This is a genomic window from Citrobacter sp. RHB20-C16 (genome assembly GCF_013890155.1).
GTDB lineage: Bacteria > Pseudomonadota > Gammaproteobacteria > Enterobacterales > Enterobacteriaceae > Citrobacter_A > Citrobacter_A amalonaticus.
The window spans coordinates 3,757,931-3,781,376 of the sequence record NZ_CP057630.1 but is presented as its reverse complement, the minus strand read 5'-3'; the positions used below and the strand labels follow the sequence as shown (position 1 = coordinate 3,781,376).

General features: G+C 56.3%; 25 protein-coding genes. 12 read left to right on the top strand and 13 right to left on the bottom strand.

All coding sequences use genetic code 11. From position 1 onward, the window contains the following. Positions 1 to 23: 23 nt before the first annotated feature. From sitD to HVX64_RS18170, 4 genes are read right to left on the bottom strand one after another with little or no spacing between them, the layout of a single operon-like run. Positions 24 to 872, bottom strand: coding sequence for an iron/manganese ABC transporter permease subunit SitD (gene sitD / locus HVX64_RS18185; protein WP_044255040.1), 849 nt, complete (start codon positions 870 to 872; stop codon positions 24 to 26). Beyond that, complete coding sequence (gene sitC / locus HVX64_RS18180) at positions 863 to 1,720, bottom strand: iron/manganese ABC transporter permease subunit SitC (protein WP_042999577.1); 858 nt, start codon at positions 1,718 to 1,720, stop codon at positions 863 to 865. Before sitC ends, sitD begins: the two co-directional genes overlap by 10 nt. After that, entirely contained in the window at positions 1,717 to 2,538 is an 822-nt protein-coding gene (gene sitB, locus HVX64_RS18175; RefSeq protein ID WP_042999578.1) for an iron/manganese ABC transporter ATP-binding protein SitB, read from the bottom strand. The genes sitC and sitB overlap by 4 nt, the downstream gene beginning before the upstream one ends. Continuing rightward, a complete protein-coding gene (locus tag HVX64_RS18170; RefSeq protein ID WP_044255044.1) occupies positions 2,535 to 3,452 on the bottom strand; it encodes a metal ABC transporter substrate-binding protein in 918 nt (305 codons plus the stop codon). Before HVX64_RS18170 ends, sitB begins: the two co-directional genes overlap by 4 nt. A 202-nt stretch (positions 3,453 to 3,654) precedes the next feature. On the opposite strand from HVX64_RS18170, the gene HVX64_RS18165 reads away from it, so the two are divergent. Next, on the top strand, positions 3,655 to 3,999 hold the full coding sequence (locus tag HVX64_RS18165; protein ID WP_042999580.1) for a nitrous oxide-stimulated promoter family protein: 345 nt from the start codon (positions 3,655 to 3,657) through the stop codon (positions 3,997 to 3,999). A gap of 77 nt (positions 4,000 to 4,076) precedes the next feature. Here the strand turns inward: HVX64_RS18165 and flhA are convergent, their stop codons facing one another. The 6 genes from flhA to hypA form a co-directional block, all read right to left on the bottom strand. Continuing rightward, complete coding sequence (gene flhA, locus HVX64_RS18160; protein WP_044255048.1) at positions 4,077 to 6,155, bottom strand: formate hydrogenlyase transcriptional activator FlhA; 2,079 nt, start codon at positions 6,153 to 6,155, stop codon at positions 4,077 to 4,079. Positions 6,156 to 6,380: 225 nt separating this feature from the next. Next, on the bottom strand, positions 6,381 to 7,391 hold the full coding sequence (gene hypE, locus HVX64_RS18155) for a hydrogenase maturation carbamoyl dehydratase HypE (protein ID WP_044255052.1): 1,011 nt from the start codon (positions 7,389 to 7,391) through the stop codon (positions 6,381 to 6,383). Next, the gene (gene hypD, locus HVX64_RS18150; RefSeq protein WP_042999583.1) at positions 7,388 to 8,509 is read right to left on the bottom strand and encodes a hydrogenase formation protein HypD; all 1,122 of its coding nucleotides are present in this window, start codon (positions 8,507 to 8,509) and stop codon (positions 7,388 to 7,390) included. Before hypD ends, hypE begins: the two co-directional genes overlap by 4 nt. Continuing rightward, entirely contained in the window at positions 8,509 to 8,781 is a 273-nt protein-coding gene (gene hypC / locus HVX64_RS18145; protein ID WP_042999584.1) for a hydrogenase 3 maturation protein HypC, read from the bottom strand. The genes hypD and hypC overlap by 1 nt, the downstream gene beginning before the upstream one ends. Next, a complete protein-coding gene (hypB, locus tag HVX64_RS18140) occupies positions 8,772 to 9,644 on the bottom strand; it encodes a hydrogenase nickel incorporation protein HypB (RefSeq protein ID WP_042999585.1) in 873 nt (290 codons plus the stop codon). Before hypB ends, hypC begins: the two co-directional genes overlap by 10 nt. 3 nt (positions 9,645 to 9,647) lie before the next feature. Then, positions 9,648 to 9,998 carry a hydrogenase maturation nickel metallochaperone HypA gene (hypA, locus tag HVX64_RS18135; protein WP_042322631.1) on the bottom strand — a complete coding sequence of 117 codons (351 nt, stop codon included), beginning with the start codon at positions 9,996 to 9,998 and terminating at the stop codon, positions 9,648 to 9,650. A 210-nt stretch (positions 9,999 to 10,208) separates the two neighbouring features. Here hypA and hycA point away from each other — a divergent pair, with 210 nt between their 5' ends. From hycA to hycI, 9 genes are all read left to right on the top strand, one after another. Continuing rightward, positions 10,209 to 10,670, top strand: a complete 462-nt coding sequence (gene hycA, locus HVX64_RS18130) for a formate hydrogenlyase regulator HycA (protein ID WP_042999586.1) — start codon at positions 10,209 to 10,211, stop codon at positions 10,668 to 10,670. A 136-nt stretch (positions 10,671 to 10,806) separates the two neighbouring features. Beyond that, positions 10,807 to 11,418: a formate hydrogenlyase subunit HycB gene (gene hycB, locus HVX64_RS18125; RefSeq protein WP_042999587.1), complete on the top strand. Its 612-nt coding sequence runs from the start codon at positions 10,807 to 10,809 to the stop codon at positions 11,416 to 11,418. Beyond that, complete coding sequence (hycC, locus tag HVX64_RS18120) at positions 11,415 to 13,241, top strand: formate hydrogenlyase subunit 3 (RefSeq protein WP_061069679.1); 1,827 nt, start codon at positions 11,415 to 11,417, stop codon at positions 13,239 to 13,241. Before hycB ends, hycC begins: the two co-directional genes overlap by 4 nt. A gap of 2 nt (positions 13,242 to 13,243) precedes the next feature. Then, positions 13,244 to 14,167, top strand: a complete 924-nt coding sequence (locus HVX64_RS18115; protein ID WP_181825104.1) for a respiratory chain complex I subunit 1 family protein — start codon at positions 13,244 to 13,246, stop codon at positions 14,165 to 14,167. A 17-nt stretch (positions 14,168 to 14,184) separates the two neighbouring features. Beyond that, positions 14,185 to 15,894: a formate hydrogenlyase subunit HycE gene (gene hycE / locus HVX64_RS18110; protein ID WP_042999590.1), complete on the top strand. Its 1,710-nt coding sequence runs from the start codon at positions 14,185 to 14,187 to the stop codon at positions 15,892 to 15,894. Positions 15,895 to 15,903: 9 nt separating this feature from the next. Continuing rightward, a complete protein-coding gene (gene hycF, locus HVX64_RS18105; protein WP_044255059.1) occupies positions 15,904 to 16,446 on the top strand; it encodes a formate hydrogenlyase subunit HycF in 543 nt (180 codons plus the stop codon). Beyond that, positions 16,446 to 17,213 carry a formate hydrogenlyase subunit HycG gene (hycG, locus tag HVX64_RS18100; protein ID WP_044255062.1) on the top strand — a complete coding sequence of 256 codons (768 nt, stop codon included), beginning with the start codon at positions 16,446 to 16,448 and terminating at the stop codon, positions 17,211 to 17,213. Before hycF ends, hycG begins: the two co-directional genes overlap by 1 nt. Next, positions 17,210 to 17,620 carry a formate hydrogenlyase maturation HycH family protein gene (locus HVX64_RS18095; RefSeq protein ID WP_044255065.1) on the top strand — a complete coding sequence of 137 codons (411 nt, stop codon included), beginning with the start codon at positions 17,210 to 17,212 and terminating at the stop codon, positions 17,618 to 17,620. Before hycG ends, HVX64_RS18095 begins: the two co-directional genes overlap by 4 nt. After that, a complete protein-coding gene (gene hycI / locus HVX64_RS18090; protein WP_042999594.1) occupies positions 17,613 to 18,077 on the top strand; it encodes a hydrogenase maturation peptidase HycI in 465 nt (154 codons plus the stop codon). Before HVX64_RS18095 ends, hycI begins: the two co-directional genes overlap by 8 nt. A 26-nt stretch (positions 18,078 to 18,103) precedes the next feature. Here the strand turns inward: hycI and HVX64_RS18085 are convergent, their stop codons facing one another. The 3 genes from HVX64_RS18085 to ascF form a co-directional block, all read right to left on the bottom strand. Beyond that, the gene (locus HVX64_RS18085) at positions 18,104 to 18,355 is read right to left on the bottom strand and encodes a SymE family type I addiction module toxin (protein ID WP_042999595.1); all 252 of its coding nucleotides are present in this window, start codon (positions 18,353 to 18,355) and stop codon (positions 18,104 to 18,106) included. A gap of 167 nt (positions 18,356 to 18,522) precedes the next feature. Beyond that, positions 18,523 to 19,947: a 6-phospho-beta-glucosidase gene (locus HVX64_RS18080; protein ID WP_042999596.1), complete on the bottom strand. Its 1,425-nt coding sequence runs from the start codon at positions 19,945 to 19,947 to the stop codon at positions 18,523 to 18,525. A 21-nt stretch (positions 19,948 to 19,968) separates the two neighbouring features. Beyond that, entirely contained in the window at positions 19,969 to 21,423 is a 1,455-nt protein-coding gene (ascF, locus tag HVX64_RS18075; RefSeq protein ID WP_044255068.1) for a PTS cellobiose/arbutin/salicin transporter subunit IIBC, read from the bottom strand. Between the two features lie 265 nt (positions 21,424 to 21,688). On the opposite strand from ascF, the gene HVX64_RS18070 reads away from it, so the two are divergent. Next, the gene (locus HVX64_RS18070; protein WP_044255071.1) at positions 21,689 to 22,702 is read left to right on the top strand and encodes a LacI family DNA-binding transcriptional regulator; all 1,014 of its coding nucleotides are present in this window, start codon (positions 21,689 to 21,691) and stop codon (positions 22,700 to 22,702) included. A gap of 144 nt (positions 22,703 to 22,846) precedes the next feature. Next, positions 22,847 to 23,392, top strand: a complete 546-nt coding sequence (gene hydN / locus HVX64_RS18065) for an electron transport protein HydN (RefSeq protein WP_042999599.1) — start codon at positions 22,847 to 22,849, stop codon at positions 23,390 to 23,392. The last annotated feature ends 54 nt before the right edge of the window (positions 23,393 to 23,446 follow it).

Genomic DNA, 23,446 nt, shown 5'->3' with positions numbered 1-23,446 from the left:
GATCCTTCTTCCGTTTCAAAATTTTACACCGATTGTTGTTGTCGCAATTCCGAATGTCGGTCGCGTAATGCGGCAAAAACAAACGCCGCGATAAAGAGAATGGTGAACAGCACGACGATCGTGGGAGCGGGTGCGCTGTCGAGGAAGAATGACAGATACACGCCTAAAAATGAGGTAACCACCGACAGACCCGTTGCCAGCAACAGCGCGCGGGCAAAGCGTCGGGTGAGGAGAACGGCAATCGCGCCTGGGGCGATCAACAAGGAGATCGACAGAATGATCCCCACCGATTTCAGCGTCGCGACGATGGTCAACGCAATCATGCACAGCAGTCCGTAATGCAGCAAAGTCGTGTTAAGGCCGCAGGCTTTCGCCTGATGCGGATCGAAGGCGTGCAGCAGCAAATCTTTCCACTTGAATGCAATGATCAGGACGATACCCAGCACAATGAAGGCCGTTTGCCCAATATCGCTCAGCGAAATCCCTAGCATGTCGCCGAACAGAATATGATCGAGGTGAACCTCTGACTGGATAGAGACATAGAGCACCAGTCCGGCGCCAAACATGCCGGAGAAGACGATCCCCATGATGGTGTCGCGTTTGATGCGGCTGTTGTCATCAAGATATCCAGTTGCGACTGCGCAGAACAGCCCAGCAATAAACGCGCCAATAGCCAGTGGAATACCGACGATATAAGCCAGCACAATTCCCGGAAAAACCGCATGACTCATGGCATCGCCCATGAGCGCCCAGCCTTTGAGCACCAGAAATACCGACAGTAACGCACAGGGAATCGCCACAAGAGCGGAGACGGCCAGCGCGTTGACCATAAAGTCGAACTGAAAGGGTTCCAGCAGAGTGCTCAGAAACATGATGACTCCTTACGTCGTGCGCGACGGCGGTTCGCCAGCAGGCCGTGTTTGGGGGCAAAAACGAACGCCAGCAGGAATAATACGGTTTGTAGCACCACAATGATCCCGCCGGTCGCCCCGTCCAGCCAGTAGCTGAGCCAGGCGCCGAAAAAACTGGTCACACTGCCGATCGCAACGGCGATCATAAGAAGGCGTGGAAAGCGGTCAGTCAGCAGCCAGGCGGTGGCACCGGGCGTCACGACCAGGCAGATCACCAGAAATGCCCCCACGGTTTGCAGCGCGGCGACGGTGGACACCGATAACAGAGTGAAAAACAGCAGCTTCAGACGGGCCGGGTGCAGGCCAATGGAGCGGGCGTGGTTTTCATCGAAAAAAGTGACCATCAGATCCTTCCACTTCAGCAGCAGGATGAGCAGGGAAACCGTGCCGATAATCGCCAGTTGCACAATGTCTTCCGGCGCGATGGCCAGTACGTTGCCGAGAATGATGGTCTGAATATTCACCGACATCGGGTTGAGCGACACCATAAACAGCCCGATGCCAAAGAATGACGAGAAGATCAGGCCAATAATGGCATCTTCTTTAAGCCGTGAGCGCTGGTTCAGAAAAAGCATACTGCCTGCTGCCAGGCCACCGGAGAGAAAGGCACCGAGAGAGAAGGGCAAGCCGAGCATGTAGGCACCGGCAACGCCTGGCACGATGGAGTGCGACAGCGCATCGCCAATCAACGACCAGCCTTTAAGCATTAAATAGCAGGAGAGAAAGGCGCACAGTCCGCCAACCATCGCCGATACCCACATCGCGTTGAGCATGTACTGATAACCAAAGGGTTCTGTCAGCCAGTTCATGATGACTCTCCGCAGCCTGCCGCTCGTCGGGAGATAAACGGGCGTTCGTCGTCGGTAATGATGTGTTCTTCGCCGCCGCTGAGCGCGACGTGACGCAGGACGCCGCTGAACGCCAGTTCAAGGTTGTCGGCGGTAAAAGTGGTTTCGGTCGGGCCGCTCGCCAGCACGGTGCCTTTGATCATCACCGTATAATCACAGAATTCGGTGACTGACCCGAGATTGTGGGTGGAGACCAGCATCGTGCGCCCCTCATCGCGCAACTCGCGTAGCAGCGCAATAATGCGCGCTTCGGTTTTGACATCGACGCCGGTGAAAGGCTCATCCAGCAGAATGACCTGACCGTCCTGGGCAATGGCCCTGGCGAGGAAGACGCGTTTTTTCTGCCCGCCAGAAAGCTCGCCAATCTGCCGGTGGCGGTATTCCAGCATATCCACCCGCGCCAGCGCAGCGTCAACACTGGCATGATCCTGAGCCTTCGGACGACGTAGCCAGCCCATATGTCCGTAGCGGCCCATCATCACGACGTCTTCCACCAGCACCGGAAATGACCAGTCAACCTCTTCGGACTGTGGGACGTAGGCAATCAGATTCTGCTTCAGCGCGTGATTCACCGGCTGTTGCAGGATGGAAATGTCGCCGTCGGCCAGGCGGACAAAACCCATCAGTGCTTTGAACAACGTTGATTTTCCCGACCCGTTGACTCCTACCAGCGCGGCAATCGAACCGCCCGGTACCTGAAAGGTGGCATCGCGTAGTGCGGTATGACCATTGCGATACGTCACCGTCACCTGATTCACGGTAATCGCAGATTGACTCATTTCTGACTCCTCAAACCGTCATTGATACCACTGACGATGGTCTCGGTGGTAACGCGTAGCAGATCGAGATAGGTGGGAACGGGGCCATCGGCGGCGCTCAGGGAATCGACATACAGCACGCCGCCGTAATGTGCGCCGGATTCCCGCGCGACCTGACGGGCCGGTTTATCTGATACGGTGCTTTCGCTGAATACGGTGGGGATCTGATGCGCTCTGATCGCATCGATCACTTTACGTACCTGTTTGGGCGTTCCCTGCTGATCGGCGTTGATCGGCCAGAGATAAAGCTCTTGCAGATCGTTATCGCGGGCAAGATAAGAGAACGCTCCTTCGCTGGTGACCAGCCAGCGTTTATCGGCAGGGATTTTTGCCAGCGCGGCATGGAGAGGGGCCAGCGTCTGGTGAATTTGCGCTTTATAACGTTCGGCATTTTTCTGGTAAATCGCGGCGCTATCCGGATCGTATTTCGTCAGCGCGTCGCGAATATTGTCGACGTAGATCATCGCGTTTTCCGCCGACATCCAGGCGTGAGGGTTGGGTTTCCCGTTATACGGTCCTTCGCTGATGCCCATGGGTTTCACCCCGTCAGACACCGTCACTTCCGGCACACCCGACAAATTCTGGTAGAAGCGGGCAAACCACAGCTCCAGATTCAGACCGTTAGAGAGGATCAATTGCGCCCCCTGCGCTCGCTTAATGTCGCCCGGAGTGGGTTGATACTCATGAATTTCCGCGCCGGGTTTGGTGATCGAACTGACATTGGCCGCCTCACCCGCCACGTTTTGCGCCATGTCCGCAATGATCGTGAAGGTGGTAACGACATTGAGCTTCTCTTTGGCATAAGCCGGTGACAGCATGCAGATGGCCAGTACAGCCGCCAGCAGAGACGAGGTCAGACGGGAGAGGTGCGACATAGTATCCCTCATAAAAAAGTGGTTAATTATTCATCGAATATAGCCTTTGCTATGTTATATAGCACAAGGCATGTATAAAGATAGTGTTAAATGAAAATAATTCTTATTTGAGGTGTGGTGGGGGAGTGTCACCTTTGGGTGATAGTGTTGCGAGAATTTAAGTTGTAGAATAAATACACCTTAATGTAGTGGAGGGCGCATCATGTCCGGCAAGCGCATTGCTCGCGAAAAACTGACGATTAAAAAAATGATCGCGCTGTACGAGAGCCAGTGTCCGCAGGCATCTGATGAGCCGGAACACTACGACGCGCTGTTTGCCTATGCGCAAAAACGTCTGGATAAGTGCGTCTTTGGCGAGGATAAACCGGCCTGTAAACAGTGTCCCGTACACTGTTATCAGCCAGCGAAGCGTGAAGAGATGAAGCAGATTATGCGCTGGGCGGGGCCGAGAATGCTCTGGCGTCATCCCATCCTGACCGTTCGTCATCTCATCGACGATAAACGTCCCGTGCCGGAACTGCCGGAAAAATACTCGCGTAAGAAGTGAAGCGAAATGCCGGATGGCGGCTTCGCCTTAATCCGGCCTACGGATAATTGCCCACCCGACATCCAGCAACGCGTGCCTCAAACCAGCGCGTCTTTATCAATACCTAAACGCTTCATGCGTGAAAGCAGCGTGGTACGCTTAAGACCCAGCCGCTGAGCTGCGCCTTTCGGGCCTGCAACCACACCATTGGTCTCTTTCAGCACCCGCAGGATGAGCTGATACTCGTCTTCCCCTTCCTGGGCGACTTCGGTCGCGACGGGTGGTTCACCAGGTGAGAGCATGCCGATATCCGGCAGCGAGAGTTGCAGCACGCTTCCTCGCGTCAGCAGAACGGCGCGCTCCACCACGTTCTCCAGTTCGCGCACATTACCCGGCCATTCCATATTGCTGAGGATGCGCAGGGTTTCCGCCGGGATACTGTCGATGTTACGCCCCAGGCGGCGAGCGATTTTAAAGGTGAATGCTTTCACCAGCAGGGGGATATCTTCCGGGCGTTCGCGCAGCGGCGGAAGTCGGATCGGAAAAACGTTGAGGCGGTAGTAGAGATCGCTACGAAACTCGCGATCCTCGACCATTTTTTTCAAGTCACGGTTGGTGGCGGCGATCAGACGCACGTCGGTCTGGATCAGCTTATTGCTGCCCAGACGCTCAAATTCCTGTTCCTGTAAGACGCGCAAAAGCTTAGGCTGTAATTCTAGCGGCATGTCGCCCACTTCATCCAGGAACAAAGAACTTTTATCCGCCAGCTCAAAGCGGCCAATGCGCTGCGCACTGGCACCGGTGAAGGCGCCGCGTTCGTGACCGAACAGGTCACTTTCCAGCAGGCCAGCGGGCATGGCGGCGCAGTTCATCTTCACCATCCGGCGTGCGTTACGCCCACTCAGATTGTGGATTGCGCGGGCAATCAGCTCTTTCCCGGTGCCGGTTTCACCGAGGATCAGCACAGTGCTGTCGCTCTGGGCCACCATCTCGACCTGCTTGAGCACGCTGTACATCGCATCGCTGCGCCCGATGATTTCACCAAACTCGCTGTCGACATTGTTGAGCTGTTCGGTAAGCGCCAGGTTTTCATCCACCAGCCGCTCTTTCAGCCGATGGATTTCCTGATAGGCGAGGGCGTTGTCCACGGCGATGGCGACGCGCCCGGCAATCTGGCGCAGCAGGTTCAGGTTGGCGGTGGTAAACACTTTTTCTTCACACTGCGCCAGCTTGAGTACGCCGAGCATGGTGTTGCCCGACATCAGCGGTAGCAGGCACAGCGTCTGAATCTGGTTGCCCCACGTATCGAACAGCATGCGTTCATAGGGGGCCAGCGCGTCCCGTTCGTTCAGGTTTATCAGCAGCATCTCTTTGCTTTTAAACACCCGTTCCGTCAGAGTGCCAGCTTCATCGACTTCGCTTTGTTCGTGTGCGGGATGATTTTCATCGAGGTAGTGAGTGGAGTAAATGCTGAGCTTATTTTTACGGTGGCTACGCAGGACAATGCTGATGTCGTCGATGTTGAAATAGTGATGGATCTCTTTGGCGACTTCACTTACCAGCTCATCCATGTCGAGCCGGGAGAGTACGGCGTTAGTGATGGCGACCAGAATACGAAAGTTGTCGCGTTCGCGGCACAAGAGATCGTAATCGACGTTGTTTGTGACCCTGCACTGAATTTGCTCTGCCACCACGCCGACAATCTGGGTGAAGGTTTGCAGACGCTCGTACTCTTTTTCGCTCCAGGGGCGATCGTCGTTGCGGATAAATTCGCAGCCGCCAAAAATGCGGCCATCCGCCGCCAGCGGCAGCAGGCAGTAGTGGCCGAATGGCGGGTAAAGGCCGCCAGCAGCCAGTTGCGGCCAGGTTTCTGAAAACTCGTGATAATTGCAGTGCAGGGCATCGGGGCGAGAGAGAATACGGCGGATCGGGCCGTGGGCCAGCACGGTTTCATCTTCGTAGATGACGGGTTTGCCGTTATCGCGCGTGGCGTACCAGGACGCCCGCTGTGTCTGCGCTTGCCACAACACAATCGCCGCGCTGTCGGCAAGCGCCGAGCGCTTTACCAGTTGCGAAAGCGCCTCGCTTAGCGATTGCAGGTCGGGCTGCTGTAACAATGTGCGAGTGATGTCGAACAATCCTTGCTGCCCGAGATCGCTCATCGGTGTATACGACATATTGCTTTTCCAGGAAAGTACCGCTGCGCGGTGCAAAAAAAGAAATTAAATTATAGGTATAGACACTCGACTTCCGCTGGGTGTCGACAAAAAACGCCTTATCCGGCCTACGGTTCGAACAGTTTGTGTGAGTTGAATAACGGCGAAAACGCCTTATTCGACCAACGGTTCAACCGATTGTGTAGGCTGGATAAGGCGACGCCGCCATCCGGCATAATGACGGACTTAACAGATCCGCGGCAGCGGTTCTGCATGCGGTAAATCCAGCGTGCGCTTCACGCCGTAAAGACCGGCCAGACGCACACCTTTACGTTCGACCACTTCGCCAATCAGTGCCGCATCGCGCCCCAACGGATGGGCATGCAACGCCGCCAGCACCTGCCCGGCCGCCTGACGTTCAACGGCAATGACCAGCTTGCCTTCGTTTGCGAAGTTAAGCGCATCCAGACCCAGCAGTTCACATACTCCACGAACGGCAGGTTTCACGGGAAGTGCGGATTCGGACAGCTCAATGCCAAAACCGCAGGCGGCGGCAAACTCATGGGCGACCGCGTTCACGCCGCCACGCGTCGCGTCGCGCAGGGCTTTCACGCCGGGGATATCGCGCAACGACTGAATTAGCGGCGTTAATACCGCGCAGTCGCTGACCAGTTCGCCATCCAGCCCTAACTGTTCACGCAGATTAAGAATAGTGGCGCCGTGATCGCCCAGCGTACCGCTGACCAGCAGCACGTCGCCCGCTGCCAGGGTTTGTGCACCCCAGTGAATATTGGCTGGAATCGCCCCCATGCCTGCGGTGTTGATGAACAATTTGTCCGCTGCGCCACGTTGAACAACTTTTGTATCGCCGGTCACGATCGCGATATTGGCCTCACGCGCGGTGGCGGCCATGCTGTTTACCACGCTTTTCAGCGTCTCCATCGGCAGTCCTTCTTCGAGGATAAAGCCGCAGGAGAGATAGCGTGGAATTGCGCCGCTGACGGCGACGTCATTGGCGGTACCGCAGATCGCCAGCTTGCCGATGTTGCCGCCGGGGAAAAACAGTGGGTCAATGACGTAGCTGTCGGTGGAGAATGCCAGCCGATCGCCTTCAGCGACCAGTTGCGCCAGTTCAAGCCGCGCCTGATCTTCCTGCTCCGCCAGCCACGGGTTAGCGAAGGCTTCCATAAACAGACTGTTAATCAGTTGCTGCATGGCCTGACCGCCGCTACCGTGGGCGAGTTGTACGCTCTTCATGCTTCACACTCCTGCTGACGATACTGATACCAGGCGGCGCATGCGCCTTCTGAAGAGACCATCAGTGCGCCGAAGGCGGTCTCTGGATTACAGGTCTTGCCAAACAACGGGCACTGATGCGGTTTACATTTCCCGGTCAGCACGTCGCCGCAGCGGGCGCGCGGGTCGTCGTAAACCTGCTGAGGTGCCGGTCGGAAATGCGCTTCGGCATCAAAACGCTGATAGTCAGGCGTCAGATGCACGCCGGAGGATTCAATCACCCCCAGGCCGCGCCACTCGCTGTCGCCGGTGACGCAAAATACGTCGGCAATAGCCTGTTGCGCCAACAGGTTGCCGGCGTCTGGCACCACGCGGCGATACTGGTTTTCGACCTGGCTGTGGGCCGCTATTTTCTGCTCAACCAGCATCACGACGCCTTGCAGTAGATCAAGGGGTTCGAATCCAGCGACCACCAGCGGACGATGAAACTCACTGGCAATAAAATGATAGGCGTCGGTACCGATCACCATACTGACGTGACCTGGAGCGAGAAACGCGTCGATGCCGTTATCGGGCTGTTCCAGCAGGCTGCGCAGGGTCGGAATGAGCGTGATGTGCTGACAGAAGAAGTAAAAATTCTGCACGTCGCGCAGTTTTGCCTGTTGCAGGGTAATGGCGGTGGTCGGCATGGTCGTTTCAAAGCCGAGGCCGAAAAACACGACTTTACGCGTTGGGTTTTCCTGCGCCAGTTTGAGCGCATCCATCGGCGAGTAGACAATGCGAATGTCCGCACCGCGCGCTTTCGCCTGCAACAGCGAACCTTGTTTCCCCGGCACGCGCATGGCGTCGCCAAAGGTACAGAAAATCACCTCCGGATGGCTGGCAATTTCAATGCAACTGTCGATACGTCCCATCGGCAGTACGCAGACCGGACAACCCGGGCCGTGGATAAACTCCACGTTATCAGGGAGCAACTGGTCGAGACCAAATTTGAAGATCGCATGCGTATGGCCGCCGCAGACTTCCATAATGCGCAGCGGACGTTCGGCGGTATACGGCAGATGCGCGGCACGTTCACGCAGGTGTTCAATCAGTTGCATCACCTGTTCCGGCGCGCGGTATTCGTCAACAAAACGCATTATTTTTCCTCGCCATACAGCAAAGCGCCGACATCCGGCTCAACATCAAACATGTTCTGGAGCGCATCGAGCGTGTCGCGCGCTTCGGCTTCGTTAATCACGCTCATGGCAAAACCGACGTGGACCAGTACCCACTGGCCCAGACGAGGTTCGCCGTGCTCATCACAACTGCCGACCAGCGTCAGATCGACGTCGCGCTGAATGCCGCAAACGTCGACTTTCGCCAGGTTACCTTCGATAGTGCGGATTTGGCCGGGAACGCCTATGCACATCGCTGTGCCTCCAGCCAGTTCAGCCACTGATCCATTCCTTCGCCGCTGGTGGCGGAAATCAGGATGATCTCGATATCCGGATTAACTTCCCTGGCACTGGCAATGCACTTCTCAACGTCGAAATTCAGGTACGGTAGCAGATCGACTTTGTTGAGCAGCATCAGCGAGGCGGCGGCGAACATATGCGGGTATTTCAGCGGCTTGTCTTCGCCTTCGGTGACAGAAAGCACCGCCACTTTATGGCGTTCGCCGAGATCAAAACTCGCCGGGCAGACGAGGTTACCGACGTTTTCGATAAATAGAATGCCGTGGTCTTCCAGCGGCAGACGCGGCGCGGCATCGGCAATCATCTGCGCATCGAGGTGACAGCCTTTGCCGGTGTTGACCTGAATGGCCGGAGTGCCCGTGGCGCGAATGCGTGCGGCGTCGTTGACCGTCTGCTGGTCGCCTTCAATGACGGCGCACGGGACGCTGTCTTTCAGCTTCATCAGCGTTTCGGTAAGCAGAGTGGTTTTACCGGATCCTGGGCTGGAGACGAGGTTGAGCACCAACTGTTGGCGCGCGGCGAAGCGGGCGCGGTTGCGCTCGGCCAGACGGTTGTTTTTATCCAGCACGTCGATTTCTACTTCCAGCATACGCCGCTGGCTCATGCCTGGCGCGTGGGTGCCGGCTTCACCGTGACCGTAGTGCAGATCGCCTTCTTCCGTCTGGCTCGGGGTGAATTCGGACGTTTTTATGCCGGTAATATTCAGCGCCGGGCGAGCTGCCGGGGCAAAAGGCGCGCTGCGAAACGCGGAATGAGGGTTATGCTCATCACCCTCTATATAAAGGTTGCCTTCAGCGCAACCGCATGTTGTACACATCGCTCACTCCTGATCTATTTCTATTCGTCGAATCTGTAATCCGTCATCGGCCACGATTTGCAGCGTGTCGCTATTGCATTGCGGGCAACGGCGTACGCGTTGGGTCAGTAAGGTGACGTATTGCTGACAGGATTCACACCAGCATTCGGCTTCTTGTTCCTCGAGGTGCAGTTTACAACCTTCCGCAACGGTGCCACGGCATACCAGATCAAAACAAAAGGAGAGAGCGCTGGTTTCTACGCAAGAAAATGCGCCAATTTTGAGCCAGACCCCAGTTATCCGTTTTGCGCCGTGCGCGACGGCCTGTTGTTCGATCAATTCCAGTGCCCGCTGGCAAAGGGTAATTTCGTGCATAGTGCCTCCCGATATGATGGGCAGTGATAAGCAATAACTATGCCAGCCTGAAAGTTGGGGGCATTTGTCGATGACGATGATGACGAAATGACATGTCATTCGGGCGTCGACAGCCGTCTTTTATTATTAAATTCATGAAAAAACAAATGGTTAAAAACTGGCATGGAAAATGCTTATGGCAGGCTATCTCTGTTAAACGGGTAACCTGACATGACTATTTGGGAAATAAGCGAAAAAGCCGATTACATCGCGCAGCGGCATCGTCGCCTACAGGACCAGTGGCATATTTACTGCAATTCGCTGGTTCAGGGGATCACCCTGTCGAAAGCGCGTCTGCACCATGCGATGAGCTGCGCGCCGGATAAAGATCTCTGTTTCGTACTGTTCGAACACTTTCGCATCACCGTCACGATGGCGGAAGGCTTCAACAGCCACACCATTGAGTATTACGTCGAAACAAAAGATGGCGAAGATAAGCAACTGATTGCACAGGCGCAATTGAGCATTGATGGCAAAGTGGACGAGCGGGTCAGCAACCGTGAGCGTGAGCAGGTGCTGGAACACTATCTCGATAAAATCGCCAGCGTTTATGACCGACTGTATGCCGCTGTTGAAAGCGGGTCGCCGATCAATCTGAGCCAACTGGTGGCGAGACAAAATCCGGCGGCCTGACCCCAGCGTTTTACGTCGTGACGTCGTCTCATGGGTTGTCACGACGCTTTAAGGGACAGACGTGTCGAACAGTGTCGAAAATGACATTTCATCGGCATGTTTTCGTCAAAAATGACTATCACCTGAGGAATGCCTGGTGAATCGTTTTGTAATTGCTGACTCCACGCTCTGTATCGGCTGCCACACCTGCGAGGCCGCCTGTTCAGAGACGCATCGCCAGCACGGCCTACAGTCTATGCCGCGCCTGAAAGTGATGCTGAATGAAAAAGAATCTGCGCCGCAGCTTTGCCACCACTGTGAAGATGCCCCTTGCGCCACCGTGTGTCCGGTTAACGCCATTAACCGGGTGGATGGCGCCGTACAGCTTAATGAAAGCCTGTGCGTGAGCTGCAAACTGTGCGGCATTGCCTGTCCGTTTGGCGCGATCGAATTTTCCGGCAGCCGTCCGCTGCATATCCCGGCCAACGCCAATACGCCTAAAGCACCACCAGCGCCACCGGCACCGGCTCGCGTCAGTACGCTGCTGGACTGGGTTCCGGGCGTGCGTGCCATCGCGGTGAAATGCGATCTGTGCAGTTTCGATGAACAAGGCCCGGCCTGCGTACGGATGTGTCCGACGAAAGCTCTGCATCTGGTGAACAACATGGACATCGCCCGCGCCAGTAAACGGAAACGTGAGCTGACTTTCAATACTGACTTCGGCGATCTCTCCTTGTTTCAGCAGGCTCAGAGTGGGGAGGCAAAATGAGCGCAATTTCACTGATCATCAGCGGTGTGGCCTGGTTTGCCGCCGCCGCCGTCCTGGCATTTCTGTTCTCTTTTCATAAAGCGCTTAGCGGCTGGGTTGCTGGCGTGGGCGGCGCGGTGGGGTGCTTGTGTACTGCCGCGGCGGGTTTCTCCGTGCTCATCAACGCTGTCGCGGTGCGCGGCGTGATGCCGTTTATCGGTCACAGCGTGCAAATCACCCCACTGAATGCCATCTGGCTGATTACGCTGGGGCTGTGCGGACTGTTTGTCAGTTTGTACAACATCGACTGGCATCGCCATCCGCAGGTCAGGGCCAACGGTCTGCTGGTGAATCTGCTGATGGCGGCGGCGGTGTGCGCAGTTGCCGCCAGCAATCTCGGCACGCTGGTGGTGATGGCGGAAATCATGGCGCTGTGTGCGGTGTTCCTGACCGGATGCAGCAAAGAAGGCAAGCTGTGGTTTGCGCTGGGGCGTCTCGGTACGTTGCTGCTGGCGATCGCCTGTTATCTGGTGTGGCAGCGCTATGGCACCCTTGAGTTGCGTCTCCTCGATCTGCGCACTCAGGAACTGCCGCTGGGCGCTGACATCTGGCTGCTTGGCGTGGCGGGCTTTGGTCTGCTGGCCGGGATTATTCCGCTGCACGGATGGGTGCCGCAGGCTCACGCGAACGCCAGCGCTCCAGCGGCGGCCCTGTTCTCCACCGTGGTGATGAAGGTCGGTCTACTGGGCATTCTCTCGTTATCGCTGATTGGCGGTAATGCGCCGTTGTGGTGGGGTGTGTTACTGCTGGTTCTCGGCATGATCACCGCGTTTGTCGGCGGTCTGTATGCGTTGATGGAGCACAATATTCAGCGCCTGCTGGCGTATCACACGCTGGAAAACATCGGCATTATCCTGCTCGGTCTCGGCGCAGGCGTGACCGGGATTGCTCTCAAACAACCGACGCTGATTGCGCTGGGCCTGACCGGTGGTCTCTATCACCTGGTGAACCACAGCCTGTTCAAAAGCGTGCTGTTTCTTGGCGCGGGCAGCATCTGGTTTCGTACCGGACATCGCGATATCGAAAAACTGGGCGGCATCGGTAAACGCATGCCGGTCATTTCCATTGCGATGCTGGTGGGGCTGATGGCGATGGCTGCACTGCCGCCGCTGAACGGATTTGCTGGCGAGTGGGTGATCTACCAGTCCTTCTTCAAACTGGGCAACAGCGGCGCGTTTATTGGTCGTCTGCTGGGGCCACTACTGGCGGTCGGACTGGCGATTACCGGTGCGCTGGCGGTGATGTGTATGGCGAAAGTGTATGGCGTGACGTTTCTCGGCGCGCCGCGCACGAAAGAGGCGGAAAACGCCTGCTGTGCGCCTCTCCTGATGGGCATCAGCGTCGTGGCGCTGGCGATTTGTTGCGTACTCGGCGGGGTTGCCGCGCCGTGGCTGTTGCCGCTGCTGGCGACTGCCGTACCGTTGCCGCTGGAAACAGCCAATACCACCGTATCGCAACCCATGATCACGCTGTTGCTGATTGCCTGTCCGCTGCTGCCATTCATCATCATGGCGATGTTCAAAGGCAACCGTCTGCCATCGCGTTCTCGCGGGACGGCATGGGTCTGCGGTTACGATCACGAGCAGTCGATGGTCATTACCGCGCACGGTTTCGCGATGCCAGTGAAGGAAGCCTTTGCACCGGTTCTCAAACTGCGTAAGTGGCTCAATCCGGTAGCGTGGGTTCCGGGTTGGCAAAGCGCGGCGGTACCGGTGCTGTTCCGCCGCCTGGCACTGATCGAACTGGCCGTGCTGGTGGTGATTGTGGTTTCACGAGGAGCCTGAGAATGAGTGTTTTATATCCGTTAATTCAGGCGCTGGTGTTATTTGCCGCTGCGCCGCTGCTATCCGGCGTGACCCGCGTGGCGCGTGCCCGTCTGCACAATCGCCGCGGTCCTGGTGTATTGCAGGAGTATCGCGACCTGCTCAAACTGCTGGGCCGTCAGAGCGTCGCGCCAGCGGATGTTGGCTGGGTCTTTCGTCTGACGCCGTTTGTGATGGTGGGCGTTATGCTGACCATCGCTACCGCGCTGCCGGTGGTAACCGTGGGTTCACCGCTGCCGCAACTGGGCGATTTGATCACGTTGATTTATCTGTTCGCTATTGCCCGTTTCTTCTTTTCTATCGCGGGACTTGATACCGGCAGCCCGTTCACGGCGATCGGTGCCAGTCGTGAAGCGATGCTCGGCGTGCTGGTGGAGCCGATCCTGCTGCTGGGACTGTGGGTCGCTGCGCAGGTTGCGGGTTCCACCCATATCAGCAATATCACCGATACGATCTATCACTGGCCAGCAGCCCGCAGCATTCCGCTGATTTTGGCACTGTGCGCCTGTGCTTTCGCCACGTTTATCGAAATGGGCAAACTGCCGTTCGATTTGGCGGAAGCGGAGCAGGAATTGCAGGAAGGGCCGCTGACCGAATACAGCGGCAGCGGTTTTGCGGTGCTGAAGTGGGGCATTAGCCTGAAACAGTTGGTAGTACTGCAAATGTTTGTCGGCGTGTTCCTGCCGTGGGGACAGATGGAAACGTTCAGCGCAGGTGGACTGTTGCTGGCGCTGGTGATCGCCATCATCAAGCTGCTTGTCGGCGTACTGGTGATTGCCCTGTTTGAAAACAGCATGGCGCGTCTGCGTTTTTGCGCCACCTCACGCGTGACCTGGGCCGGTTTTGGGTTTGCGTTTTTAGCGTTCGTCTCCTTGCTGGTGGCGTGATTTAAGAGAGTTTGAGCATGTCTGAAGAAAAAGTTGGTCAACAATACCTTGCCGCACTGCACCAGGCGTTTCCTGGCGTGGTGCTGGACGAAGCCTGGCAGACCCGGGATCAGCTGACCATCACCGTGAAGGTCAACTATCTGCCGGAAGTGGTCGAATTCCTTTACTACAAGCAGGGCGGATGGCTCTCGGTGCTGTTTGGCAATGATGAACGCCAGCTGTGTGGTCATTACGCGGTGTACTACGTGCTGTCGATGGAGCAGGGTACCAAATGCTGGATCACGGTACGTGTTGAAGTTGATGCCAATAAGCTGGAATTCCCGTCCGTCACGCCGCGCGTGCCGGCTGCCGTCTGGGGCGAGCGCGAAGTGCGCGACATGTACGGTCTGATCCCGGTCGGTCTGCCGGACGAACGCCGTCTGGTGCTGCCGGATGACTGGCCGGACGAACTCTATCCGTTGCGTAAAGACAGCATGGATTATCGTCAGCGCCCGGCACCGACCACCGATGCGGAAACCTACGAGTTCATCAATGAACTGGGTGACAAGAAAAATAATGTGGTGCCGATTGGCCCGCTGCACGTCACTTCGGATGAACCGGGACACTTCCGCCTGTTTGTTGATGGCGAAAATATTATCGACGCTGATTACCGCCTGTTCTATGTCCATCGCGGCATGGAAAAACTGGCGGAAACCCGGATGGGCTACAACGAAGTCACCTTCCTGTCGGATCGCGTTTGCGGGATCTGCGGCTTCGCCCACAGCACCGCGTATACCACCTCCGTTGAAAACGCGATGGGCATCGTGGTGCCGGAACGCGCGCAGATGATCCGCGCCATTCTGCTGGAGGTGGAGCGTCTGCACTCCCATCTGCTGAACCTCGGTCTGGCCTGTCACTTCACCGGTTTTGACTCCGGTTTTATGCAGTTCTTCCGCGTACGCGAAACCTCCATGAAGATGGCGGAGATCCTGACCGGGGCGCGTAAGACTTACGGTCTGAACCTGATCGGCGGGATTCGTCGCGATCTGCTGAAAGAGGACATGATCCAGACCCGTCAACTGGCGCAGCAGATGCGTCGCGACGTGCAGGAACTGGTGGATATGCTGCTCAGTACGCCGAACATGGAACAGCGCACCGTGGGAATTGGTCGTCTGGATCCAGAGATTGCGCGTGATTTCAGTAACGTTGGGCCGATGGTTCGCGCCAGCGGTCACGCTCGTGACACCCGCGCCGATCACCCGTTTGTCGGTTACGGTCTGCTGCCGATGACGGTTCACAGCGAACAGGGCTGCGATGTGATCTCGCGTCTGAAAGTGCGTATCAACGAAGTGTACACCGCACTGAATATGATCGACTTCGGTCTGGACAACCTGCCCGGCGGTCCACTGATGGTGGAAGGCTTCACCTACATTCCGCATCGCTTTGCGCTGGGCTTTTCCGAAGCACCACGCGGTGACGATATTCACTGGAGCATGACCGGCGACAACCAGAAGCTGTATCGCTGGCGCTGTCGTGCGGCGACTTACGCTAACTGGCCGACCCTGCGTTACATGCTGCGCGGCAACACCGTTTCTGATGCACCGCTGATTATCGGTAGCCTTGACCCTTGCTACTCCTGTACTGACCGCATGACCGTGGTGGATGTGCGTAAGAAGAAGAGCAAAGTCGTGCCATACAAAGAACTTGAGCGCTACAGCATTGAGCGTAAAAACTCGCCGCTGAAATAAGGAATCGCCATGTTTACCTTTATCAAAAAAGTCATCAAAACCGGCGCGCCGACTTCGTCTTATCCGCTGGAGCCGATTGCGGTTGATAAAAACTTCCGCGGTAAGCCGGAGCACAATCCGCAGCAGTGCATTGGCTGCGCGGCCTGCGTGAATGCCTGCCCGTCAAATGCGTTGACGGTGGAAACGGATCTGGCCAGCGGCGAACTGGCCTGGCAGTTCAACCTCGGGCGCTGCATTTTCTGCGCCCGCTGCGAAGAAGTGTGCCCGACGGCGGCGATCAAGCTTTCGCAGGAGTATGAACTGGCGGTGTGGAAGAAAGAGGATTTCCTCCAGCAGTCCCGTTTTGCGCTGTGCAACTGCCGCGTATGCCATCGTCCTTTCGCTGTTCAGAAAGAGATTGATTACGCCATTGCGCTGCTTAAGCACAACGGCGACAGCCGCGCGGAGCATCACCGCGAAAGCTTTGAGACCTGCCCGGACTGCAAACGTCAGAAGTGCCTGGTGCCGTCCGACCGAATTGAACTGACTCGCCATATGAAAGAGGCCAGCTGATGAGCCATTTATTAGGTCCGCGTGACGCAAACGGTATTCCGGTACCGATGACGGTGGATGAGTCCATCGCCAGCATGAAGGCGTCATTACTGAAAAACATCAAGCGTTCAGCCTATGTTTACCGCGTGGACTGCGGCGGCTGTAACGGCTGTGAAATTGAAATTTTCGCGACCTTATCACCATTGTTTGACGCCGAACGCTTCGGTATCAAAGTCGTACCGTCGCCGCGTCATGCGGACATACTGCTATTCACCGGCGCGGTTACCCGTGCGATGCGCTCCCCGGCGCTGCGTGCCTGGCAGTCTGCGCCCGATCCGAAAATCTGCATCTCTTACGGCGCCTGCGGCAACAGCGGCGGTATCTTCCATGACTTGTACTGCGTCTGGGGCGGCACTGACAAAATTGTGCCGGTGGATGTGTATATTCCAGGATGCCCGCCGACGCCTGCGGCAACGCTGTACGGTTTTGCGATGGCGCTGGGCCTGCTGGAGCAGAAAATTCATGCTCGTGCACCGGGAGAACTGGACGATCAGCCAGCGGAAATCCTGCATCCGGACATGGTGCAGCCGCTGCGTGTGAAGGTCGATCGCGAGGCGCGTCGACTGGCCGGTTATCGCTATGGGCGTCAGATTGCGGATGATTACCTGCGTCAACTCGGCCAGGGTGAACATCAGGTGGCGCGCTGGCTGGAAGCGGAAAGCGATCCGCGTTTGACCGAGATCGTCACCCGCCTGAATCAAGTAGTCGAAGAGGCGCGTATCCGATGAGTGAAACGGTGGTGTTCAGTCAACTGAGCCGTAAGTTTATTGATGAGAACGATGCGGCGCCCGCCGAGGCGCAGCAGGTTGTCTATTACAGCCTGGCGATTGGTCACCATCTTGGGATCATCGACTGCCTGGAAGCCGCGCTGACCTGCCCGTGGGAGGCGTATCTGACGTGGATTGCCACGCTGGAAGAGGGCAGCGAGGCCCGTCGGAAGATGGAAGGTGTGCCGAAGTATGGCGAGATCGTCATCGATTTTAATCATGTGCAAATGCTGGCGCACGCGTTTGATCGTGCGCTCGCGGTACAGACCCCGGAGCAGCAGGCATGGAGCAAACAGATGCTCAGCATGTTGCACGATATTCATCAGGAGAGCGCGATTTACCTGATGGTAAGGAGACACCGTGACTGACGTTTTATTGTGTGTTGGCAACAGCATGATGGGGGATGACGGCGCGGGTCCGCTGCTGGCAGAAAAATGCGCGGCGCAGGCGAAAGGTCACTGGGTGGTCATTGACGGAGGCAGTGCGCCGGAAAATGACATCGTGGCCATTCGCGAACTGCGCCCGGATCGTCTGCTGATCGTGGACGCCACCGACATGGGGTTGAATCCCGGCGAGATCCGCATTGTCGATCCTGACGATATCGCCGAGATGTTCATGATGACGACCCACAATATGCCGCTGAATTATCTGGTTGATCAGCTTAAAGAAGACGTCGGCGAGGTGATCTTCCTCGGGATTCAGCCGGATATCGTCGGGTTCTATTATCCTATGACTCAACCCATTAAGGATGCCGTCGACACCGTTTACCAGCGTCTCGACGGCTGGGAGGGCCACGGCGGCTTTGCGGAATTAGCGGCGTCGTGACATTCATGCCGGATGACGCTCTGACCTCATCCGGCCTGTTCCTCTCTCACCTGTTCGATCACTAATTTCCCCTGCATTACCGCCACATTGACAAGGGTGCCGGTCGGAAAACCCGCCTGTTCCAGCCAGTCGCCATTAATGGTTAACGACGCATGCCGGCTATAGCGGCGCGTGTTGCCGGTTTTTGGATCTTCATGGCGCTTTCTGACATAGCTCACCTTTAAACGACGAAACGGCCTGATGATAGCGATTTCAGGACTGCCAGCCTCAATAGTCATAAACGATTCCTTGTTGCCCGCGAGTAGATGAAAATACCTGTATAAAATGCCAGTAAAAAAGGGAAGGGGCAAACCGAAAACTGGAAGGGAGATAGCGGAAACGAAATGCAAATGATGTAACGAGGGAAGGGAGGGGCGGACAGCGCGAGCGCCATCCGCCATCCTGTTTACGCCAGATCCTGGCCGTTGCTGGCGATCACTTTTTTGTACCACCAGAACGATTTTTTACGCGTTCGCGCAAGCGTACCGTTACCGGCATCATCGCGGTCGACATAGACGAACCCGTACCGTTTGCTCATCTCACCCGTCGACGCGGCCACCAGATCAATACAGCCCCAGGTGGTGTAACCCATCAGCGGCACGCCGTCTTCAATGGCGTCAGCCATCGCACGGATGTGTTCGCGCAAATAGCTAATACGATAATCGTCATTAATGTGGCCATCGGCATCGATTTCATCTTTTGCCCCGAGACCGTTTTCCACCAGGAACAGCGGTTTCTGGTAGCGGTCGTACATCATATTCATCGTGATGCGCAGTCCAAGCGGGTCGATCCCCCAGCCCCAGTCGCTGACCTGGATGTACGGGTTGCGCATTGACTTCACCACGTTCGCGGCACTGCTGTTCTTTGTGTTCATCTCAGCCGACGCGCAGCGCGACGTGTAATAGCTGAAAGAGACAAAATCGACGGTGTTTTTCAGGATTGCATCATCTGCCGGGGCTTTCTCAATCACCACACCTTTTTCACGAAACACACGGGCAGAGTAAGCTGGATATGCGCCGCGCGCCTGTACGTCAATGAAGAACAGGTTTTCACGATCTTTTTCCAGCGCTGTCCAGACATCTTCCGGTTTGCAGGAGTACGGATAAAAATTGCCGCCCGCCAGCATGCAGCCCACCTGGTTCTGCGGGTTGATCTCATGGGCGATTTTCGTCGCCAGCGCGCTGGCAATCAGCTCATGGTGCGCGGCTTGATATTTCACCTGATCCTGATTTTCCCCCTCTTCAAACACCAACCCCGCGCCGGAGAACGGGCTGTGCAGCATGATGTTGATTTCATTGAAGGTCAGCCAGTATTTCACCAGCCCGTTAAAAGCTTCAAAACAGGTACGCGCATAGCGGGTGAAAAACTCCACCATCTTGCGATTACGCCAGGAGCCGTATTCGGTAACCAGGTGCATGGGCACGTCGAAGTGGCACAGCGTCACCAGCGGTTCAATACCGTACTTTTTGCACTCGGCAAACACCGCGCGATAGAAGGCAATGCCTTCCTCGTTAGGCGTCAGTTCGTCGCCGTTGGGATAAATACGGCTCCAGGCAATCGAGGTGCGAAAGACGGTGAAGCCCATTTCCGCCATCAGGGCGATATCGTCCTTATAGCGATGGTAAAAATCGATCGCCTGATGGCTGGGATAAAATTCATCATTCCGCAGCTGGAAACGTTTCTCCTGTCCCAGTTTGACCGGCATGCGATGCTCGCCGTGCGGGATCATATCGACAGTGGTCAGCCCTTTGCCGCCCTCCCGGTATGCGCCTTCAGCCTGGTTGGCGGCCAGTGCGCCGCCCCATAAAAATCCTTGCGGAAATACAGCCATAATAACCTCAGTGAATAACAGTCAGACGCTGGCGCCTTTTACCGTAGACGGTTGTGCAGCCTGGTTTTTGCGTGCCTGTGCGGCCGCGTCTTCGACGGGGATATCTTCAAAGCCCAGCAGCAGCGTCAGGACAAATGACAACACCACCGCCAGCGCCATGACGCCAAATACCCAGACAATAGTCATGGGATTCGCCGGATCGAAGAACTGAACGCTGGTAAACAGGCCCGGCGCCGCCATTGAGTGGCTGGCGAGTCCAGCCATCCCGGCGACCGCGCCACAGATAAAGCCGCTGATCAGGCTGGCAATCAGTGGCCGTTTCAGGCGCACCGCCACACCGTAGAGCGCGGGTTCCGAAATTCCGGCCATGATGGCCGAGGCCGCCGCTGCCAGCGCAGTCTGGCGCAGTTCCGGGTTTTTCGTTTTCCAGGCTACCGCCAGCGAGGAACCGCCGAGCGACAGGTTGGCGCCAATTTCGGACGGCATGACCATCCCTTCTTTACCCGTTTCGGCAATGGTCTGAATGATGGTTGGCGTAAAGACACGGTGCATCCCGGTCATTACCAATAGCGGCCACAGCGCGCCCATGATGGCAACAGACAGCCAGCCGAGATAACCGTGAATGGTATAGACCAGCGCGGAAATCGCGCTACCAATCCAGATGCCAATCGGCCCAATCAGGACGATAGCCAGCGGCGCGGCGATCAGCACGATCAGCATAGGCTTGAGGAAGTTTTTGGTGACCGCGGGCGTAATGCGATCCACCCAGCGTTCGATGTACGACAGACACCAGGTCATCACCAGCGCCGGAATAACCGTATAGGTGTATTTCACCGCGGTGACCGGGATCAGGGCGAATTCAACGTGCTCACCCTGTGCCGCTTTCGTCATCAGGTCGATAAAGCTTGGATGCACCAGCACCCCGGCAATGGCGATCGCCAGCGACATGTTGGTTTTAAATTTAATCGCCGCCGAGGCCGCCACCATTAACGGCAGGAAGAAGAAGGCGCCATCGCCGATCACGGTCAGGATCGTTAACGTGGAGGAGCCTTTTTCCAGCACGCCGGTCATTTCAAGGATCATTGCCAACAGTTTGAGCATCGATCCGCCGATAATCGCCGGGATCAGCGGCGACATGGTACCGATTAGCGCATCAAGGATCCCCGCGCCAATGCGTCTGAGCGTCAGCTTGGGTTTGCCAACGGGCTCGGCGGGTTGCATATCGCCCGGCAACAGGTTGACGACCTCACGATACGCCTGGGAGACGGTATTGCCGATAATCACCTGGCACTGGTTGTCGCTGCGAACGACGCCGAGTACACCGCTGAGGGTTTTGAGCGTGGCACTGTCGACCAGCGTGTCATCTTTCACAACGAAACGCAGACGCGTCATGCAGTGTGTCACTGCGGTGATATTGTCGACGCCGCCCAGAGCCGTCACCACGGAGCGCGCCAGCGCTGCATAATTCTTGGACATAGGATTTTTATCCTGTTTTATCAGTAGGGTACGTTTTATTTTTGCCGCACATTCGCCTGAGCGATCGTCGGTGATGAAACGCTGATGAGAAACCGGTTCCACAAAATCATGAATAGTTTATTTAAGTTTGGCAATATTTAATTTTATTCATTTTCGTGAAATGTGATTCATGTCACTCGCGGTTTTCTGGGGTGATTTAGCATCGGGGACAACCACGCGGCAGTGAAGTACACTGCATCTCATTGCGAGAAAAGGAAGAAAACTTATGACGACGATGCTGGAGGTAGCGCAGCGGGCCGGGGTGTCGAAGGCGACGGTCTCCAGGGTGCTTTCAGGGAATGGCTACGTCAGCCAGGAGACGAAGGATCGTGTATTTCAGGCGATTGAGGAGAGCGGCTATCGGCCTAACCTGCTGGCGCGTAGCCTTGCGGCGAAAACCAGTCAGACGCTGGGGCTGGTGGTGACTAACACCCTCTACCACGGCGTCTATTTTAGCGAATTGCTGTTTCATACCGCGCGGATGGCGGAAGATCAGGGGCGTCAGCTTCTGCTTGCCGATGGCAAACACAGCGCGGAGGAGGAACGCCAGGCGATCCAGTATCTGCTGGATTTGCGCTGCGACGCGATCATGATCTACCCGCGTTTTCTCAGCGTGGATGAGATCGATAAAATAATCGACAGCCATTCGCAGCCGATTATGGTGCTTAACCGCCGGTTACGGAAAAACAGTAGCCACTGCGTCTGGTGCGATCAAAAGCAGACCAGTTTTAACGCTGTGGCGGAACTGATTAGCGCAGGCCATCAGCAGATTGCCTTTATCACCGGTTCGATGGACTCACCCACCGGGGTTGAACGCCTGTCGGGTTACAAAGAGGCACTGACCCGACATGGCATCGCCGTTAATGACGACCTGATCGTCAAAGGCAAATGGACGCCGGCCTGCGGTGCAGCAGGGGTGGACGTGCTGCTTTCTCGCGACGTGACGTTCAGCGCGCTGGTGGCCAGCAATGACGACATGGCGATTGGGGCCATCAAACAGTTGCATGACAAAGGGGTCGCCGTGCCATCGCAGGTGTCGGTGATTGGTTTTGACGATATCGCGATGGCGCCCTACACCATACCGGCGCTTTCCAGCGTCAAAATTCCGGTGACGGAGATGATTCAGGAGACCATTGGCCGACTCATTTTCATGCTGGACGGCGGGGCGTTTACGCCACCGAAAAGCTTCACCGGCACGTTGATTCGCCGAGATTCCGTTATGTCGTTGGCGGCGCAGTAACATTGTCACCCGTCATCGTCATTCGTGACGATGACACCATAACGGTCACCCTCTGTTTTTAAATATCGTTAAATTACAGCAAGATAAAAACTGGCATGATTTGTGAATGTTTCGGCACATTATCTGTCATTGCTGGAGAATTTGATGAACCGTTTCATCATTGCAGACGCCAATAAGTGCATTGGTTGCCGTACCTGTGAAGTGGCCTGCGTGGTCTCCCATCAGGAAAACCAGGACTGCGCGTCACTGACCCCTGAAACCTTTTTACCCCGTATTCATGTAATCAAAGGTGTGAATGTCTCGACGGCGACGCTGTGCCGCCAGTGCGAGGACGCGCCGTGTGCGAACGTCTGTCCGAACGGTGCCATCAGCCGTGATAAAGGTTTTGTTCATGTCATGCAGGAACGTTGCATTGGCTGCAAAACCTGCGTGGTGGCCTGTCCATATGGTGCAATGGAAGTCGTGGTGCGTCCGGTTGTGCGTAATAGCGGTGCCGGCCTGAACGTACGGGCAGAAAAAGCGGAAGCTAACAAGTGCGATCTCTGTTATCACCGCGATGCCGGTCCGGCCTGTATGGAAGCCTGTCCGACGCATGCCCTGATTTGCGTTGACCGTAATAAGCTCGAGCAACTCAGCGCGGAAAAGCGTCGTCGTGCGGCGCTGGATTCTTCCGCTTCTTTGCTTTTCTGATTCCTGCCGCAAATATCACTCAGGAAACGCGCTGGCATCAAGGGAATTCCCGGA